Annotated in this window: 18 protein-coding genes; 12 read left to right on the top strand and 6 right to left on the bottom strand. The window is 61.9% G+C overall.

Going from position 1 to position 14,880, the window contains the following annotated elements; translation table 11 throughout:
* Positions 1-128: 128 nt before the first annotated feature.
* Positions 129-551: a helix-turn-helix domain-containing protein gene (locus ACZXDY_RS30260; RefSeq protein ID WP_464348027.1), complete on the bottom strand. Its 423-nt coding sequence runs from the start codon at positions 549-551 to the stop codon at positions 129-131.
* Positions 552-617: 66 nt separating this feature from the next.
* On the opposite strand from ACZXDY_RS30260, the gene ACZXDY_RS30255 reads away from it, so the two are divergent.
* Positions 618-989: a GatB/YqeY domain-containing protein gene (locus tag ACZXDY_RS30255; RefSeq protein ID WP_130224769.1), complete on the top strand. Its 372-nt coding sequence runs from the start codon at positions 618-620 to the stop codon at positions 987-989.
* A gap of 473 nt (positions 990-1,462) precedes the next feature.
* Here ACZXDY_RS30255 and ACZXDY_RS30250 read toward each other — a convergent pair whose 3' ends face one another.
* Together ACZXDY_RS30250 and ACZXDY_RS30245 are read right to left on the bottom strand one after the other, a co-directional pair.
* Entirely contained in the window at positions 1,463-2,062 is a 600-nt protein-coding gene (locus tag ACZXDY_RS30250; protein ID WP_464348026.1) for an NADPH-dependent F420 reductase, read from the bottom strand.
* A gap of 16 nt (positions 2,063-2,078) precedes the next feature.
* Positions 2,079-2,813: an SDR family NAD(P)-dependent oxidoreductase gene (locus ACZXDY_RS30245; RefSeq protein ID WP_028165974.1), complete on the bottom strand. Its 735-nt coding sequence runs from the start codon at positions 2,811-2,813 to the stop codon at positions 2,079-2,081.
* A 288-nt stretch (positions 2,814-3,101) separates the two neighbouring features.
* Between ACZXDY_RS30245 and ACZXDY_RS30240 the strand changes: the two genes are divergently transcribed.
* Entirely contained in the window at positions 3,102-3,998 is an 897-nt protein-coding gene (locus ACZXDY_RS30240) for a LysR family transcriptional regulator (protein ID WP_464348025.1), read from the top strand.
* A 258-nt stretch (positions 3,999-4,256) separates the two neighbouring features.
* Here the strand turns inward: ACZXDY_RS30240 and ACZXDY_RS30235 are convergent, their stop codons facing one another.
* Entirely contained in the window at positions 4,257-5,030 is a 774-nt protein-coding gene (locus ACZXDY_RS30235; RefSeq protein WP_464348024.1) for an AraC family transcriptional regulator, read from the bottom strand.
* Positions 5,031-5,106: 76 nt separating this feature from the next.
* On the opposite strand from ACZXDY_RS30235, the gene ACZXDY_RS30230 reads away from it, so the two are divergent.
* Both ACZXDY_RS30230 and ACZXDY_RS30225 read left to right on the top strand, forming a co-directional pair.
* Positions 5,107-6,045 (top strand): DMT family transporter, encoded by a 939-nt coding sequence (locus tag ACZXDY_RS30230; protein WP_464348023.1) that lies wholly within the window; start codon positions 5,107-5,109, stop codon positions 6,043-6,045.
* Positions 6,046-6,865: 820 nt separating this feature from the next.
* Positions 6,866-7,234, top strand: coding sequence for a YciI family protein (locus ACZXDY_RS30225; RefSeq protein ID WP_464348022.1), 369 nt, complete (start codon positions 6,866-6,868; stop codon positions 7,232-7,234).
* 67 nt (positions 7,235-7,301) lie between these two features.
* On the opposite strand, the gene ACZXDY_RS30220 is transcribed toward ACZXDY_RS30225, so the two are convergent.
* Positions 7,302-8,078, bottom strand: coding sequence for a DUF3313 domain-containing protein (locus ACZXDY_RS30220; RefSeq protein WP_051396963.1), 777 nt, complete (start codon positions 8,076-8,078; stop codon positions 7,302-7,304).
* A gap of 173 nt (positions 8,079-8,251) precedes the next feature.
* Between ACZXDY_RS30220 and ACZXDY_RS30215 the strand changes: the two genes are divergently transcribed.
* The 4 genes from ACZXDY_RS30215 to ACZXDY_RS30200 all read left to right on the top strand — a co-directional run bounded on the left by ACZXDY_RS30215 (position 8,252) and on the right by ACZXDY_RS30200 (position 11,375).
* Positions 8,252-8,827 (top strand): TetR/AcrR family transcriptional regulator, encoded by a 576-nt coding sequence (locus ACZXDY_RS30215; RefSeq protein WP_130226795.1) that lies wholly within the window; start codon positions 8,252-8,254, stop codon positions 8,825-8,827.
* A gap of 48 nt (positions 8,828-8,875) precedes the next feature.
* Entirely contained in the window at positions 8,876-9,340 is a 465-nt protein-coding gene (locus ACZXDY_RS30210) for an RrF2 family transcriptional regulator (protein ID WP_464348021.1), read from the top strand.
* A 122-nt stretch (positions 9,341-9,462) separates the two neighbouring features.
* The gene (locus ACZXDY_RS30205) at positions 9,463-10,683 is read left to right on the top strand and encodes an MFS transporter (protein WP_464348020.1); all 1,221 of its coding nucleotides are present in this window, start codon (positions 9,463-9,465) and stop codon (positions 10,681-10,683) included.
* 23 nt (positions 10,684-10,706) lie between these two features.
* Entirely contained in the window at positions 10,707-11,375 is a 669-nt protein-coding gene (locus ACZXDY_RS30200) for a methyltransferase (protein ID WP_464348019.1), read from the top strand.
* A 39-nt stretch (positions 11,376-11,414) separates the two neighbouring features.
* Here the strand turns inward: ACZXDY_RS30200 and ACZXDY_RS30195 are convergent, their stop codons facing one another.
* Positions 11,415-12,320: an alpha/beta fold hydrolase gene (locus ACZXDY_RS30195; RefSeq protein WP_464348018.1), complete on the bottom strand. Its 906-nt coding sequence runs from the start codon at positions 12,318-12,320 to the stop codon at positions 11,415-11,417.
* Between the two features lie 231 nt (positions 12,321-12,551).
* Here ACZXDY_RS30195 and ACZXDY_RS30190 point away from each other — a divergent pair, with 231 nt between their 5' ends.
* The 4 genes from ACZXDY_RS30190 (at position 12,552) to ACZXDY_RS30175 (ending at position 14,632) form a co-directional block, all read left to right on the top strand.
* Positions 12,552-12,902: a Lin0512 family protein gene (locus ACZXDY_RS30190; protein ID WP_130226787.1), complete on the top strand. Its 351-nt coding sequence runs from the start codon at positions 12,552-12,554 to the stop codon at positions 12,900-12,902.
* 136 nt (positions 12,903-13,038) lie between these two features.
* On the top strand, positions 13,039-13,221 hold the full coding sequence (locus tag ACZXDY_RS30185) for a hypothetical protein (RefSeq protein ID WP_464348017.1): 183 nt from the start codon (positions 13,039-13,041) through the stop codon (positions 13,219-13,221).
* 6 nt (positions 13,222-13,227) lie between these two features.
* Positions 13,228-13,599 carry an MOSC domain-containing protein gene (locus ACZXDY_RS30180; RefSeq protein WP_464348016.1) on the top strand — a complete coding sequence of 124 codons (372 nt, stop codon included), beginning with the start codon at positions 13,228-13,230 and terminating at the stop codon, positions 13,597-13,599.
* A 178-nt stretch (positions 13,600-13,777) separates the two neighbouring features.
* Entirely contained in the window at positions 13,778-14,632 is an 855-nt protein-coding gene (locus ACZXDY_RS30175) for a hypothetical protein (protein ID WP_464348015.1), read from the top strand.
* Positions 14,633-14,880 lie beyond the last annotated feature (248 nt).

The raw sequence follows: 14,880 nt of genomic DNA, 5'->3' as shown, positions 1-14,880 counted from the left end.
GACGGCGTCGCAGAATCGACGACGCCAGCTAACCGCGCCGCCTGATCGGCCCCATCACCCAATTTCGGCCATAGCTCATTCCCGCATGACCTCCACCGCACCGGCTTCGCTGCGAAAGACAGGATCTCTCATCGCGAAAGTCCCAGTTGCAGCTCGATAAGCTCGAGCAGCCTTGCTGCATCGGACGGAGCAGCGATGAGCACGATCTTCAGATCGCCGCCGGTCGGATCAAAGGCCGTGTTGAAATGTAGCGGTCTGGTTTCGGCGTCGCCTCCCAGCGCCGCGGCGCCGAGAAAGGTCGCCATGCGCTCGGCCGCTTCGGTAGTTAGGGCCGGAATCTCAACAATAACCGTCGCACGGACATCGCGAGGAGGCCGGGTCCGCCCACTCGCCATACCGGCGAAAGCGTCAAGCTTGGCGCGGTCGATACGATAGGCCTTGCCAATCCGCGTGGCTTGGAGGCGGCCTTCGCGAATGTACCGGAGGACGGTTTTGGGATGGACTTTCAGCTCTTCGGCGGCCTGTTCGACCGTCAAAAGCATGTTTGACATGAAAATAGAGTCCACAATGTTCCCAAAAATTCTTATAGAAAGGAGCAATTAGGAGCAATAGGTTATATGAACGACGTTGTGACTGAGAACGCGGGCGAGGCGATGAAAGCCCAGCTTCGCCGCGACCTACGCGCCGCTATGAAGCGGGGCGACAAAGACGAGACTGCCGTGCTTCGGGAGCTAGTTGCGGCGCTCGACAACGCCGAAGCTGCGCCGCTTCGTCAGGAGCGTCCATCCGTCGATCGTCATTCCTTCAGCGACGGATCGGCTGAAGGTGTGCGTCGGGCGCTCACGCAGGAAGACGTGCACGCCGTGTTGCTGGGCGAGATGAAAGCGCGGGTGGAGTCCGCTGCCGAGTTCGCGCGATTGGGCGCAGAAGCGCGTTCCATCGCGCTCAACGCCGAGATCAGAATTCTGCGCCGCTATGTCCAACAATAGCGTCGCTACTTCTGGGGAGGACGATTGGCGCAGTGCTGGCCATCGAGGCCGCACGGCGTTACGGGACGTCTTGACCTCAAGGGCTTTCACGCCGGCCGCTAGCTAGGCCTGCCCAAAGCCTTCGTCGGCCGCACCCATTCGCAGGTCCAGGCCTCGCCATCCGCTGTCCCGGCGACATCACACGCGAAAGCACATCAGGCGTCGATGAACATTGTCTTCCGCCCTCATGGCTTTGTTGAGTGTAGGGCGGATCAGTTTTCCGTCGCTGCTCGCAGGGTCGATTAGCCGAAGGCGTAATCCATCGCCCTTGGTCAAGCGGCGCTGCCGGAGTGGCGGGTTACGCTTTCGTTAACCCGCCCCAGGGTTGCTCAATGTCCAAGCGGGATGTCCCGGCGAGCTTCTAGATGTTATTCACTAGTCCGCCAAAGCCCGGCCGGCGGGGTAGGATTCGAACAGCTTCCATACGCCTTCGATTACTGCTCCTTCTTGAACAAATCCTGGAAGATGAGCTGGCCCCAAACGCGGCCGCGTGCGTGCACCAGCGCGCCACCCTCGTTGAGCTTTCCCAGCTTGACGGGTGCAAAACCGAGTTGTTTGGCCAAAGCCATCACGGGAGCGATCGCGTCCTCGTCGTCACCACACAGAAAGACGACCCTGTGCCCGCCCTCGACGATCGGATCGGCAGCCAGCGTGGCCGCAATCAGGTGATTGAAGCCTTTCACGAGCTTGGCGCCGGTGAATGCCTTCGCAACGAAGGCGGAGGACGGGAGACCGTCCAGCTCCTCGGGAGGAAGCAACGCGTTCATCGCGTCGATGATCGTCTTGCCTTTCCAGCTCGGCAGGGCCTTCGCAACCTCGCGATGCTCCCCGAACGGGACCGCCAAGATGATCGTGTCGGCCTCGAGTGCTTCCCGCAGCGACTTGGCGACGACCGTGGGGCCAATCGCGCGAGCCTGCGGCGCCAACGCCTCGGGCGGCCGGCGGCTCGCGACGGTCACGTCGAGGTTCTTGCGGGCGAATGCATGGGCGAGGGCCTGGCCTATCTTGCCGAACCCTATAATTGCGTAGCTCATAACGCTTCTCCAGTTTTCAGATGGCCGAGAAGCCGCCGTCCACAGACAACTCCAGCCCATTCACGAAGCTGGAATCGTCAGACGCAAGAAACAGCGCGGCCGCCGCAATTTCCTCAGGACGACCCATCTTTCCTCGCGGGATCAGGGATTCGAACATGCGTTTCGCCTCCTCGGTGAGAACTTGGTCCTGCATCGGTGTGGCGATCGGCCCAGGGTGCAGCACGTTCACACGGATATTCCTGCCCTTCAGTTCGTTGAGCCATCCGCGTGCGAATGCGTGCAGCGCCGCCTTGCTCGCCGCATACACGCTGTAACCAGGAAAACCTTTGATCGAAGCAACGGACCCGGTCATGAAGATCGATCCGCCATCGTTGAACAGCGGCAACGCCTTTTGCACCGTAAACAGCGTGCCGCGCACATTCAGGCCGAAGGTCGAGTCGAAATGCTCCTCGGTAATCTCGCCCAGTGGGAGGGCTTCGCCCGTGCCGGCGCTCGCGTACAGGACGTCGATCTTGCCCTTTTCCCGTTTGACTGTGTCGAACAGGCGGTCGAGGTCGTCGAGATTGGCCGCGTCGCCGCGCACGCTGGTCACGTTCCGGCCAATCAGCCTGACGGCCTCGTTGAGCGCCTCCTGCCTCCGGCCCGTGATGAAAACATAGGCGCCTTCTTCAACGAACCGCTTGGCGCTCGCCAGCGCCATGCCGCTCGATCCACCCGTGATGACTGCAACCTTACCCTCAAGCTTTCCCATGACTTTCCTTCAGACTCCGTCTTTGGCTGATCGGGGAGGTTCCCCGAGAACTCCGAAATGGGTCTGCCCGTGTCAGGTGTTGAGTGCGGAAGCGCGCACATCCGTGGTGCGAAATCGCTCCGACTGGACGACTGACGCCAGCCGCGATCGGTGCGCGCCGTTCGGAATTGGCCGTGCTCGTCGGCATAGGCAGTGATCCCCCGACCGTGCTACCCCACGTTCGAGAGGATGTTCGATGGTGTTGGGCACGGACTTTCGAAGGCAAACCCCGCGGTGCAGGATTGCACCATGATCGACTGGGATGACGTTCGCTACTTTCTGGCCGTCGCGCGCGAAGGCTCGGTGCGGGCCGCCGCCGAGCGCCTCGGGGTGAACCACTCGACCGTGCTGCGACGCATCGCCCAGTTCGAGGAACACCTCGGGGCGCACATGTTCGAGAAGCTGCCTTCGGGCTATCGCCTGACGGCTGCTGGCGAGGAAGTCATCGAGCTCGCGCACCAGATGGAAGCGTCGTCGCACTTGCTGGAGACGCGCGTCTTCGGACGCGACCAGAGCGCGAGGGGGCTTCTGCGGGTGACGCTGCCGCCGTTCCTCGCGGCACACCTGCTCATGCCGGACTTCGCCGATTTCGCGCGCATGCATCCGGACATCGAGATGGAAATCCTGTCGTCCGGCGAGCCGGCCAATCTGACCAACCGAGAGGCCGATGTCGCGATCCGCATCGTCTCCGACCGCAAGACCCTGCCGCTCAATCTTCACGGTCTGATGGGACCGGAGCTGTTCGGCGGCGTCTACATGTCGCGCGATCGACTAGCCGCGTGGCGTGCGGGCGCGTCTGATCCCATCCGGTGGATCGTCATAAACAATCATGGACTCCCGGACTGGGCCCGCGAGGGAGAGGTTCGTACCACGGGGGTTCCGTTCAGGACCCCAGACGCCGAGGCGCAGATCGTTGCAGCACGGCAAGGGGTCGGGATGACGAAACTGCCGTGCTTCGTCGGAGATGCCGACCCCCTATTGGTGAGGGTGCCGGGCACTGACCTGCACATGTACGGAACGCTCTGGCTTCTCACCCAGGGGGAGACACGTAAGACGAAGCGCGTGCGGCTCTTCACTGAGTTCGTGTCCCGCAGGCTCGCCGCGTACGCCCCGCTTCTCGCGGGGCTGTCCGTATCGCGCGACTGACGCGCGGCCACGGATATTCTGGAAATATTGATTTCGCGCCACACAAACGATCTCGACGGAGTGCGATCCATAATCAACAAGACCGGCCTTGCGCTTGCGCCGCGCCGGATATCGGATCGCCCACATCCGCATTTTCTGAAGTGGCACCGCGAGCATTACTTTAAGCAACAGCAAGCGTAGAGCGGATTAGCTTTCCGTCGCGGCTCGAAGAGCTGCGGCGGAAAGCGTAATCCGCCGTTCCTCGCAGACGCGCGTCGTTCAGCAATAGAACTCGGATGGCGGTTTTCCAAAATGCCGCCGGAACATCGCGGTGAATGCGCTCTGGCTGGCATAGCCGCAATCGAATGCGACATCGATGACCCGCTCGCCATTTGCCAGCTTGCGGAGGGCAAAAAGAAGCCGCGCCTGTTCGCGCCATTGCGCAAATGTCATGCCGGTTTCTTTGACGAACAATCGATGTACGGTCTTGGCCGTCACGTTCAATCGCGCTGCCCACTGTTCCGCGGTCGAGATGTCGGATGGTTGATCGATCATTGCTTCGCAGATGAACTTGATGCGGGCGTCGCCCGGCAGAGGCAGATGCAGTGGCAACACGTCCGACACCGTGACCTCGTCGGCGAGCAGGCGCATCAGGCGTTCGTCCCGGCCGCCGTCCTGGTAGTCTGGCGGAATGCAAACCGCCGCAACGATGAGTTCGCGCAACAACGGTGACACGTCGATCACGCAGCTCTTCGTCGGCATATGTCGGATTGCCGTCGCATCGATGAAGACAGTGCGGATTTTGACGGCGCCCGACATCTTCACGTCATGCTCCAGCCCTGCGGGTAGCCAAAGCGCCCGGTTCGGCGGAACGACCCACGTTCCTTCCGCCGAGCGCACGATCATCACACCTTCGATCGCATAAAGCAGTTGCCCCTTGGGATGCGAATGCCATCCCGTCGAGGCGCCATCCGGATAGTTGACGTCCATCGCAGCCATGGCGCGGCGGGTGTCGTGAAAATCCAGATGTTTGCGGGTTGGATCGCTCTGCATGTCCCATTCTCTACAGCCACGTTCACTCTAGAGCGATACGGACAGTGGTGAAAGGTCGTAAGCGCGGGCTTCAACAATGAGCGCGTCATCGGCCATGAAGAACAAGTTCGCCTTTCTGTATCCCTTCTCCGCCATCGTCCTCTGGTCGGGAAACGTGATCGTTTCCAGGATGTCTGCCCACACGATCGGCCCGGAGGTGATCACATTCTATCGTCTGTTGCTTGCCGTGCTTTTGATGAGCACGTTCGTTGCAGGGGGAGCGTGGCGAGATCGCGCGGTGATCTGGCCTCATCTTGGTCAATTCGCCATTCTTGGCTTTCTGGCCATGTGCCTGTTCCAAAGCCTGTCCTACCTCGCGGCGGAAAGCACCACGGCAACCAACATGGCCGTGTTCACCGCGCTTACGCCGCTGCTCACCGTGGCATTGAGTGCGCTTCTGCTGAAGGACGCGCCGACCATCGGGATGGTCGGCGGCGGAATCCTGTCGCTTCTCGGGCTCGTCTATCTGGTCAGTGCGGGCGATCCGGCATCGCTCGCGCAGAGCGGCGTCCACCTCGGCGACCCCCTTATGTTTCTGGCGGCGCTGGTCTATGCGCTCTACGGCGTGCTGTTGAAGCGTTGGAGCCTTCCGGTCGCCGGGTGGCAATCGACCTACATGCAGGCGCTTTGCGCCTTGGCGATTATGTTTCCAGCCTTCCTGGCGACGCCCGCGCCGATGCGATCGCTGAACGCCGACACGCTGCCGCTGATCGCGTATGCAGGTAGACTGGCTTCAGTCGTTCTTCCGTTCTTGTGGGTCCGCGGCGTTCACATCCTTGGGCCGAACCGCTGTGCAGTCTTCATGAACCTGCTGCCGGTCCTCACCGCGCTCGGAGCCATCGTTCTGCTTGGAGAGCCGGTGCACGCTTATCACGTGATCGGCGGCGGCGCCGCTCTCGCCGGCGTAGCTTGTGCCGAGATATTCCGTCGCCCTTTACGCGGCGCGCCTGCTGCGATGCCCGAGATCGTCGATTGAGTAGGGACGGTAACCGCCACGAACGAACTGAGGTCGGAGCAACCCTGATGCAGGTCGCACTTGGATGGCTGCTGGCAAAAGGCGTCGTGCCCATTCTCGGCCCGCGCACCCGGTCGCTTGAAGCCAAAACCACCGCCGTCATTCCGGGCTCGTCCTTCGGGCGCCCCGGAATGACAAGCGTGGACTTGGCGCGCAGCGTGCGACAAATCAACCCGACGGGCAAATCACCAAAAGTCTGTCCATCCCTTCGCGCAGAAATAAATCGCTTAACCCGTCGGGCAAATCATCGCTATGACTCCGCGCGTCTCACCCGAGAAGAGGGGCGGGTCGCGATCGTCACGAACGTTGCGGTGAGATGCGGTGGACGCGGCTGTTGCGAAAGACGAACGCAACATCCGCGGACGGCGAAGTCGTGTGGTCCTGGCGCCCCGACGCTGGCGCTAAGTTTTTTGCGCGAAGAAGTTCGTGCGAGAGATGACGGTGGCAAAAGAGCCCGGTCACCGGGGAGAGCACGAAGTAAGCCGTAAACCATCGCGCAGGGAAAGCCGGAATGCTTCGGTTGAACCTGTGGTCCTACCCCCGTGCTTTTTGCTGCACGGGACCCATGGGTGCAACCGGCACCCGGCTTTCCCTGCGCCCTCTATTCGATGAGAGGGTGGAAAGTGACACAAAGCTCGGACGCAACGCGTCGCGAGAATGCGAACTCATATCCTCTCTCAACCGTCAAAAAAATCGCGAGACGATGTCGACCTACGAAGATCCCGTTCGTCGTTCCGATGCCAAGCCGATGAGGCCGGCTCGAACAACAAGGAGACAGGCGATGCGTGTGATGGTGCTCGTGAAGGCCACCGAAGACAGCGAAAAGGGCTTTGTCCGCACGCCCGAGACGACTGAGATGCTCGAGGCGATGGGCAGATTCAATGATGAGCTGCGTAAGGCCGGCATCATGCTCGCCGCCGACGGCCTCAAACCGTCCTCGCAGGGTAAGCGTATTGCGTTCGATGGTCACAGCCGGACGGTCGTCGACGGGCCTTTCGCCGCAACCCGCGAGCTGGTAGCCGGCTTCTGGCTCTGGGAAGTCAAGGACATGGACGAGGCGGTCGCCTGGGTAAAGCGTTGCCCCAATCCCATGCCCGGACCGAGCGAGATCGAAATCCGGCCGCTATACGAGATGGCTGATTTGCAATGAGCGAGCGAAGGGCGGATTGCGCCGCAGTTCGAAGAGCGGAGGCGGAGAGTGACCGCAGGGACGACATCTACGGCCTTCCGGAGTCGCGGGCGACTTGCGGAGTCTTGTCGGTCCACTCCGGCGGGGCGCCGATCTTGCCGGCGAGAAGTCCCGCCAGACCGGGCGCGCGGCCAAAATTGTCGCATGTCGCATATTTCGGTTCGCCGCCCAGCCACGACTGCACGCGCTGACCGGAGGGCAGCGAGATATCCAGGGCTCCCGGCTCCTTGCCGGTCGCGAGCATCCGCGAGAACTCGTTGCCGAACTTGGTTGCCAAGCCATAGGCGTCGCCGACTTCGGAAACGCGAGGGTTGTCCATGATCGAATTCGCACCGCGGGCCCATACCATCGCAGCGCGCTGCACGCCGCTCCGGTCGATGGCTTCGGCCTCGACGGCAAGGCCGCCCAGGCCAATGGGAAGACGCGGAACGCTGACCGGCAAGGCTGCGCCGGTGCCCAAGGTCACCGCTGTCGACACGCCGGCTGCGGCCTTGTCGGTCGGCAATACGTCGGTGACGACAGTTCGAACGGTCAGGTCGGCATGTTCACGTGACGAGACGATTTGAAACTTGTCGCTCAACGCGACACAAACCTCGCGATCAAGTGCGTTTGCGACCAGCGCGCGATCCTGCGCCGCCTTCACCTGCGCCAACGCGCCATGGGCAAACGTCGTCGGAACGATGCGTACGGTTTTCACCGACGCCATTGCGTTGGCGTCGACGTAATTTCTCGACTTCGAGAGCATGCCCTTCTGCTCTCCCAGATTGTTGTAGGTTGCCAGCGTGCCCGCCGTTTTCTGAGGCATGGAAGCGCATCCGGCAACCGTCAGAGCGAATGGCAGAGATATCGTTCGAAGCCACGAATGGGGCGTTCTTGTCACAGCGTGGCTCCGGGCATAAGATGCATTGATGCATCTAGTTGGAACCAGGATGCGGAGTCAAGATGCATTAATGCATCTTATTTAGAGTGAGCATAGTTATGGGCGAGCGGCGGCGCGGCGCGGAGTTGGAAGAGGCAATCCTGGAGGCCGCGTGGCTCGAACTGGCCGAGCGCGGTTATGCCGGGCTGACGATGGAGGCGGTCGCGGAAAGGGCGGGGACGAGCCGTCCCGTGCTTGCGCGCCGATGGGACGGGAAGGCGCCGCTTGCCGTCGCTGCCATTCGGCAGCAAATGGCGAAGCACCCGCTGGAGGTGCCGGATCGAGGCGATGTCCGGACGGAGCTGCTGGAGTTTCTGAAGCGTGCGGCTGATCGCGCCGCCGGAACGGCGGCGGCCTTCACCCTGTTTTCGAGCAATTATTTCTCGGAGAACTGGTCGACACCGAAGGATCTGCACGCCGCTCTCATCGAAGGTGGAGCACGACCTTTCTCGGCTATTCTGGAACGCGCCGTGAAGCGCGGCGAGATCGATGCAGCAAAGCTGACGCCTCCGGTGGCTTCTCTGCTCGGTGACCTGTTTCGGTACCACGTCATCATGAACTTTTCGGCGCCGCCGCCGGCCTTGCGAAAAGCTTGGGTCGACACCGTGTTCCTGCCGCTGGTCAAGCCGAGATAGGCGAGGGGGTGGTTGACCAATGAATCATCACGAACTATTTGAAGTTACATGAGACGAGATAGCCGACTATCTGGGGTGCTTCACGTGCTGCTGCACATGGCCGAGCACGGCGGGCCGGTGACATCGGAGGTGTTGGCGAAAGCGATGTGCACCAATCCGGTCGTGATCCGGCGGATCATGGCGGGGCTGCGCGACTGCGGCTACGTCCGATCCGAAAAGGGCCATGGCGGCGGATGGGTGCTCGCGCGCGATCTCGAAGAGGTGACGTTGCGCGATGTCTATGATGCGCTGGGCTGCCCGTCATTGCTTGCGATAGGCAATCGGACCGACGCGCCGGATTGCCTGGTCGAACAGGCCGTCAATGCAACGCTCGACAAGGCATTTCACGATGCGGAGGCGCTTCTGCTCGCGCGTCTTGGCGAAGTTACCCTGGCGGCGCTGAGCGCCGACTTTCACGCGCGGCTGACTGCCCGCAAAGGCTCGCGCCGAACGGAGATCGATCATGTCCACTGAAGACGGTGCCAGGTTCTTTCTGAGCGCCTTCTGCGACCTCGCAAAAAAGTGAGCCCCTGCATGTCGTCTTTGGCGCCTCGCGTTCGTCTTGGAGCCAGGGATAGCTGCAGTGGAGACAGGAAATGAAGGATGCTCACTATCGCTGGGTGATTGTCGGAGCCGGCGGGCTTCTGGGCTGCGTTGCCATCGGCGGGATGTTCTCGCTGCCGGTTTTTCTCCTGCCGATCACGCGGGACACCGGCTGGTCGGTCACCGGCGTGTCCAGCGCCATGACCATCGGCTTCCTCGCGATGGCGTTCACCAGCATGATCTGGGGGACCTTGTCCGACCGGCTCGGGCCGCTGCCGGTGGTGCTGACCGGCTCGATCGTGCTTGCGACAAGCCTTGGGCTGGCCAGCCTTGCCTCATCGCTGGTCGCGTTTCAATTCATCTTCGGCCTGATGGTGGGCGGCGCGGCCGCCGCGATCTTCGCGCCGATGATGGCCTGCGTCACCGGCTGGTTCGATACCCATCGCAGCCTTGCCGTGTCGCTGGTTTCGGCAGGCATGGGGATGGCGCCCATGACCATGTCGCCGCTCGCGGCCTGGCTCGTCTCGATCCATGACTGGAGAACCTCGCTTCAGATCCTTGCCGTTACTGTCGCCTGCATCATGATTCCCGTATCGCTGTTGGTGCGCCGCCCGCCGGCGCTCGAACGCGAACACGCCCCTGCCGCCGGCGAAGGCGAGCCGCAACCGGCGATGTCGCTGGCGCAAGCGCTGCGCTCGCCGCAGTTCATCGTGCTGCTTGCGACCAATTTCTTCTGTTGCGCCACGCATTCGGGACCGATCATCCACACCGTGAGCTATGCGATAAGCTGCGGGATACCGATGATCGCCGCAGTCACGATCTATAGCGTCGAGGGTCTGGCGGGGATGGGCGGCCGTATCGCGTTCGGCCTGCTCGGCGACCGCTTTGGCGCCAAGCGCGTGCTGGTTTCGGGACTGTTCGCGCAGGCCTTCGGCGCGCTCGCCTATGCCTTCGTGCGGGAGCTCTCCGCGTTCTACGCCGTTGCGGCGGTGTTCGGCTTCATCTATGCCGGCACCATGCCGCTCTATGCCGTGCTTGCGCGGGAGAATTTTCCGTTGCGGATGATGGGCACCGTGATTGGCGGAACGGCCATGGCCGGCAGCCTGGGCATGGCGACAGGGCCGGTGGCGGGAGGTCTGATCTACGACACCTTCGCCAGTTACGCTTGGCTCTACATCGGCTCCTGGGCGGTTGGACTTGGCGCGTTCCTGATCGCGCTGACGTTCAGGCCGTTTGCCAAGGTCAAGGCCGATGCGGCGCCAGTGCCGGCGTGAGGGATGACGCGACGGAGCATGTCATGGTGAAAGTCACTCTTCAGATCGTGGTCTGGACCGCGATCATGGGCGCTATGATCCTGTGGCCGGCCGGGACCCTGGCTTATCCCGGAGGCTGGGCGTTCCTCGCCATATTCGCGATCGGCGGCCTTGCGATTACCCTGTGGCTCGCCAAGCGCAATCCGCGGCTGTTGCGCGAGCGCATGAGCTCACCGGTGCAGCGCGACCAAAAGCCGTGGGACCGGATCTGGCTGACGCTCTTCATCGTGCTGTTCTGCGCCTGGATGATCTTCATGTCATGGGATGCCGCGCGCACCGGTTTTACCGCGGTGCCGGTCTGGCTGCAGCTGGTTGGCGGTGTCCTCACTGTGCTCTATCTGCTCGGCGTGTGGTGGACCTTTCGGGAAAATACCTTTGCCGCGCCCGTGGTGAAGATCCAGGACGATCAGCGGGTGATCGATACCGGACCGTACGCCATCGTCCGCCACCCGATGTATGCGAGTGCTTTGCTCCTTATCGTCGGCCTGCCGCTGTTGCTCGGTTCCTGGATCGGTCTTGCGATGTCGGTGGTGTTTATCCTCGGCATCGCCTGGCGGACCCTGCATGAGGAAAGCGCGCTGAGGGCGGAGCTGAAAGGTTACGAGGAGTATGCTTCGCACGTGCGCTATCGGTTCATCCCGTCGGTCTGGTAGCGGCGGCCCTCGCTGACCACGCAGGCGGGCCGCGATGATCTAACCGATGGCTTTGGAAAGCCCACGGGCCGACAACAGCTCTCGAATGGCGGTGAGAACCTCGGCTGGCGCTTCGCGCGGGATGAAATGTCCTACATCGGGAAGGACGCGTCTCTCGTAGCCATTCGCAAAGAACCGCTCCTTGCCCTCCGAGGTCTCCGCAAGATTATCTGAATCGTTCGCGCCGTGCAGCATCACGGTAGGAACTCGGATGAGTGGAGTCTCGCTCAGCCGCTCTTCAAGCCGCGCGTGCTCTGGCGCGCCTGGAACCTCTCCCCAGCGCTGCAAATAAGCATGTATGCTGATCGGCGCCCAGTCGTCGTTGTCCCAGGATACCGCGCTGCTTGAGAACTCGGCGTCGGTGAACCTCCAGCCTGGCGACCATGTCTGCCAGAGATAGCGACAGAGCCGGCGCCTGTCTTTGTCCATCGCTTCGCGGCCTTGCTTGGTCGCGACAAGCCACTCGTACCAATAGGCCTTGGCCAGATCGTAAGGCATATCGCGGATCGGCGTCGCCGTGGCATAGCCGGCCGACATGGCAAGCAAAGCTCGTACGCGGTTGCCAAACAGTGCGCCGACGACGTAACCGGCCCGGGCGCCCCAGTCGTAGCCGACGACGAGAGCGTCCCTAAGGTCCAGGCCTTCGATAAAGTCTGCGAGGTCTTGCCCTAAAGCCGCAATCGCTCCGCTTCTCAACGTCTCCTTGGAACGAAAAGTCGTAGGGGTGCAGCCGCGCAGATAGGGAGCGAGAACCCGGCAGCCTAAGCCGGCAAGCTCAGGCACGATTTTGTCCCAGCACCGCACGTCGTCGGGCCAACCATGAACGAGCACGATAGGTGGCCCTCGTTGATCTCCAGCTTCTTCGTAAGCGATGTTGAGGTACGGCGTCTCCATGTACTTTGTCATGGACGTCTCCGTCTGGTCGACCGTGCACCATGGGCCGACAGGTATCGGCCTTTGCGGTCAGAACCAGTGCTTGCGACAGAGGTTCCTGTTCGGCTCAGGAGTTGATCACTGACAAAGAGCCTCGCCGATCGCTGTCGAGAGCCGTGGCGGGATGTCATGCTTCAAGAGCACTGGTTGCTTACGAACCGGGAATATGATTGGTTCCCTGCACTCGAACTGACAGGAAATCCAATGGCACGCGTTCGCTGTATCACCGAGATGGGCATGGGCGTCGATGTTCACGGCAAGGATGCGACCAAGGCGGCGCGGCGCGCGGTCTCGGACGCGATCCGTCACTCGAGCCTCGGCTTCTTCCGCATGCTCGGCAAGACTGCCAACGACATGTTCGTCGATGTTACCATCGCCGTGCCGAACCCCGATGCGGTCGACACCGCTGTGGTCGCGAAGGAATTGCCTTACGGCACGGTGACCGTCACCGCGGTCAAGGGCGGGCTTGAGATTCCGGCCGAGCAGGGCAGCGATGCCATCATCATCGCCAACGCCGCTGTCATCGTCAGTCTCGACGACGGCAAACCGGCTTAGGCACCTCATGCCTCATAGTTAGGCTTGCCAATCTGTTTTCGCTGTGAAAAACAACAAGCAGACGGTCTGCTCGTCGAGCTTGCCGCGTAGGCGTTAACGTCAACCAACGCATGTCAGCACAACGGGAGTTTGTGCCATGCCTGGTTTGACCGAAATTCAGACGCCTTTCGTGCTCGGTGTTTTCCTCAGCGGCACGCACAGCTTCACCAAACATCGGCAAGACGTCGTCGTGCTGCGCAAGGGGCTCGGCATCGAAGGCGACGCGCATTGTGGGCCGCTGGTCAAGCATCGCTTCGATGCGGCGCGTGATCCGAGGTGACCGAACTTGCGGCAGGTTCATCTCATCCAGGCCGAGCTCATCGAGGATCTGACCAGCAAGGGCTTCGGCGTGCAGCCCGGCGACCTCGGCGAGAACATCTCTACGTGCGGGATCGACCTGATGGCGCTGCCCGTGGGCACGCGGCTGCACATCGGGCGCGATGCGGTCGTCGAGATCACCGGCTTGCGCAGTTGTTGCGTGCAGATCGATACGTTTCAGCCGGGGATGCTGCGCGAGATCATCGCGCGCGTCGATGGCAAACTGGTGCGTAAGGGCGGCGTGATGGGTATTGTCGTAGAGGGCGGCGAGGTGCGGCCGGACGATGCCATTGTCGTGCGGTTGCCGGATGGACCATTCGTGCCGCTCGAAGTGGTGTGACTGTAGCCATGTCCTTCGCGCCTGCGCGACGACGTCGGTGCGTTTATCGCTCCAGTCATGTTTCGTTAACCGTTCCTTCATCGGCGCGGGTAAAGCTGTCGCGTGATCGCAATGGCCGTTTGGCAGTCGACTTGCTTTCGCCATGACACGGCATCGCGCCCAGGAGGGGTAGCAAGAGATGAGTGTGATCAGCGCGACCAGTTCATCGGCCTATGGCTCCGTTGCATCCTTGCTCGTTGATGCCGCCTCGTCCGTGACAGACGATCTTCAGCCGGACAGCGCAGCCTCATCTGACACGAAGTCCTCGGGCGATCCGGCCGACATTGTCGATCTCTCCGATCGCGCGAAGCAGGTTTTGGCCCAGTCAAAAATAGATCAGGTCGCGGCCGACACGCTGTCGGCCCTGGTCCAATCGCTGAGAGCGGCGGGCAAGCCGCAGCCGCTGCATTCTTCGTTCGACAAGGCACAACCGTCCTCTTCAGGCGGCAAGCCAGTCAGCTTCGAAGAACTCGCAGGGATTTCGCTGACCAGCACCACCGAAGTGAAGGTGACTGCCGGCAACCCCAATGCGGCCTCGACCGACGCGAATGGCGACACGCCGCCGTCCGGGACGATTCTCCCGAAGCGCAGCTTCTCGGAGACGCTCTCCTTCAATGGCTTCCACGTCACCGCCACGGGCAACGCGCTGACCAACAACAGCGACGTCCAGATTTACGGCCCCGATGGCTCCAGCGCATCGTCGACGCTGTTCGGCGGCTCCGCCGGAGTTGGCAGCGGCGGCGCGGGAAAACAATACACGATGGTATCGAGCGCGAAGGTCGGCAACCGCCAGATATTCACCTTCGCCATGAACAGCGCCGCCGTGTCGGCAACCGCGGCGCAGAATGCGAGCGGAAGCGCGGTGCAGGCCACGGCGGCCGTGAAATCCAGTGTCGTGACATTCGTCGTCGACTTCAACACCGGCAAGATCTCGGCGATGGAATCGGATGCCTCCGCCGCTGCGACCTTGAGCGCAGTTCAGAGAACGGCGTGAGAAAGGCACGGCTACCCACGACAGGGGGCGAGAGGCTGGAACCGACCGCGATGGTACTCCTTTCCAAGCAAGTCTCGGCTCACCAAAATTTCTGTTGAAAAGAACCGGACCTTCGCAATGAACCGGCGCGGTGGGGCTCGGCCGCGCCAGGCAAATTTGCACCACGACTTCGGCGCATTACTATGACCAAGCTGTTCGGGCGGGCGTGATTGCGAAAAGTCACGGATCCCGCCAGTTATTGCCGGATC

It is taken from the genome of Bradyrhizobium sp. LeoB3 (assembly GCF_055456055.1).
The sequence above is the reverse complement of the archived record's forward strand: the minus strand, read 5'-3'. Positions and strand labels throughout refer to the sequence as shown.

Excerpts from the sequence above, each read along its gene's own strand:
- ACZXDY_RS30250 (WP_464348026.1), bottom strand. The coding sequence starts at position 2,062 with ATGAGCTACGCAATTATAGGGTTCGGCAAGATAGGCCAGGCCCTCGCC.
- ACZXDY_RS30230 (WP_464348023.1), top strand. The coding sequence starts at position 5,107 with ATGAGCGCGTCATCGGCCATGAAGAACAAGTTCGCCTTTCTGTATCCC.
- ACZXDY_RS30260 (WP_464348027.1), bottom strand. The coding sequence starts at position 551 with ATGTCAAACATGCTTTTGACGGTCGAACAGGCCGCCGAAGAGCTGAAA.
- ACZXDY_RS30235 (WP_464348024.1), bottom strand. The coding sequence starts at position 5,030 with ATGCAGAGCGATCCAACCCGCAAACATCTGGATTTTCACGACACCCGC.
- ACZXDY_RS30240 (WP_464348025.1), top strand. The coding sequence starts at position 3,102 with ATGATCGACTGGGATGACGTTCGCTACTTTCTGGCCGTCGCGCGCGAA.
- ACZXDY_RS30205 (WP_464348020.1), top strand. The coding sequence starts at position 9,463 with ATGAAGGATGCTCACTATCGCTGGGTGATTGTCGGAGCCGGCGGGCTT.
- ACZXDY_RS30225 (WP_464348022.1), top strand. The coding sequence starts at position 6,866 with ATGCGTGTGATGGTGCTCGTGAAGGCCACCGAAGACAGCGAAAAGGGC.
- ACZXDY_RS30215 (WP_130226795.1), top strand. The coding sequence starts at position 8,252 with ATGGGCGAGCGGCGGCGCGGCGCGGAGTTGGAAGAGGCAATCCTGGAG.
- ACZXDY_RS30195 (WP_464348018.1), bottom strand. The coding sequence starts at position 12,320 with ATGACAAAGTACATGGAGACGCCGTACCTCAACATCGCTTACGAAGAA.
- ACZXDY_RS30190 (WP_130226787.1), top strand. The coding sequence starts at position 12,552 with ATGGCACGCGTTCGCTGTATCACCGAGATGGGCATGGGCGTCGATGTT.
- ACZXDY_RS30245 (WP_028165974.1), bottom strand. The coding sequence starts at position 2,813 with ATGGGAAAGCTTGAGGGTAAGGTTGCAGTCATCACGGGTGGATCGAGC.
- ACZXDY_RS30210 (WP_464348021.1), top strand. The coding sequence starts at position 8,876 with ATGAGACGAGATAGCCGACTATCTGGGGTGCTTCACGTGCTGCTGCAC.
- ACZXDY_RS30255 (WP_130224769.1), top strand. The coding sequence starts at position 618 with ATGAACGACGTTGTGACTGAGAACGCGGGCGAGGCGATGAAAGCCCAG.
- ACZXDY_RS30200 (WP_464348019.1), top strand. The coding sequence starts at position 10,707 with ATGGTGAAAGTCACTCTTCAGATCGTGGTCTGGACCGCGATCATGGGC.
- ACZXDY_RS30185 (WP_464348017.1), top strand. The coding sequence starts at position 13,039 with ATGCCTGGTTTGACCGAAATTCAGACGCCTTTCGTGCTCGGTGTTTTC.
- ACZXDY_RS30175 (WP_464348015.1), top strand. The coding sequence starts at position 13,778 with ATGAGTGTGATCAGCGCGACCAGTTCATCGGCCTATGGCTCCGTTGCA.
- ACZXDY_RS30220 (WP_051396963.1), bottom strand. The coding sequence starts at position 8,078 with ATGCCTCAGAAAACGGCGGGCACGCTGGCAACCTACAACAATCTGGGA.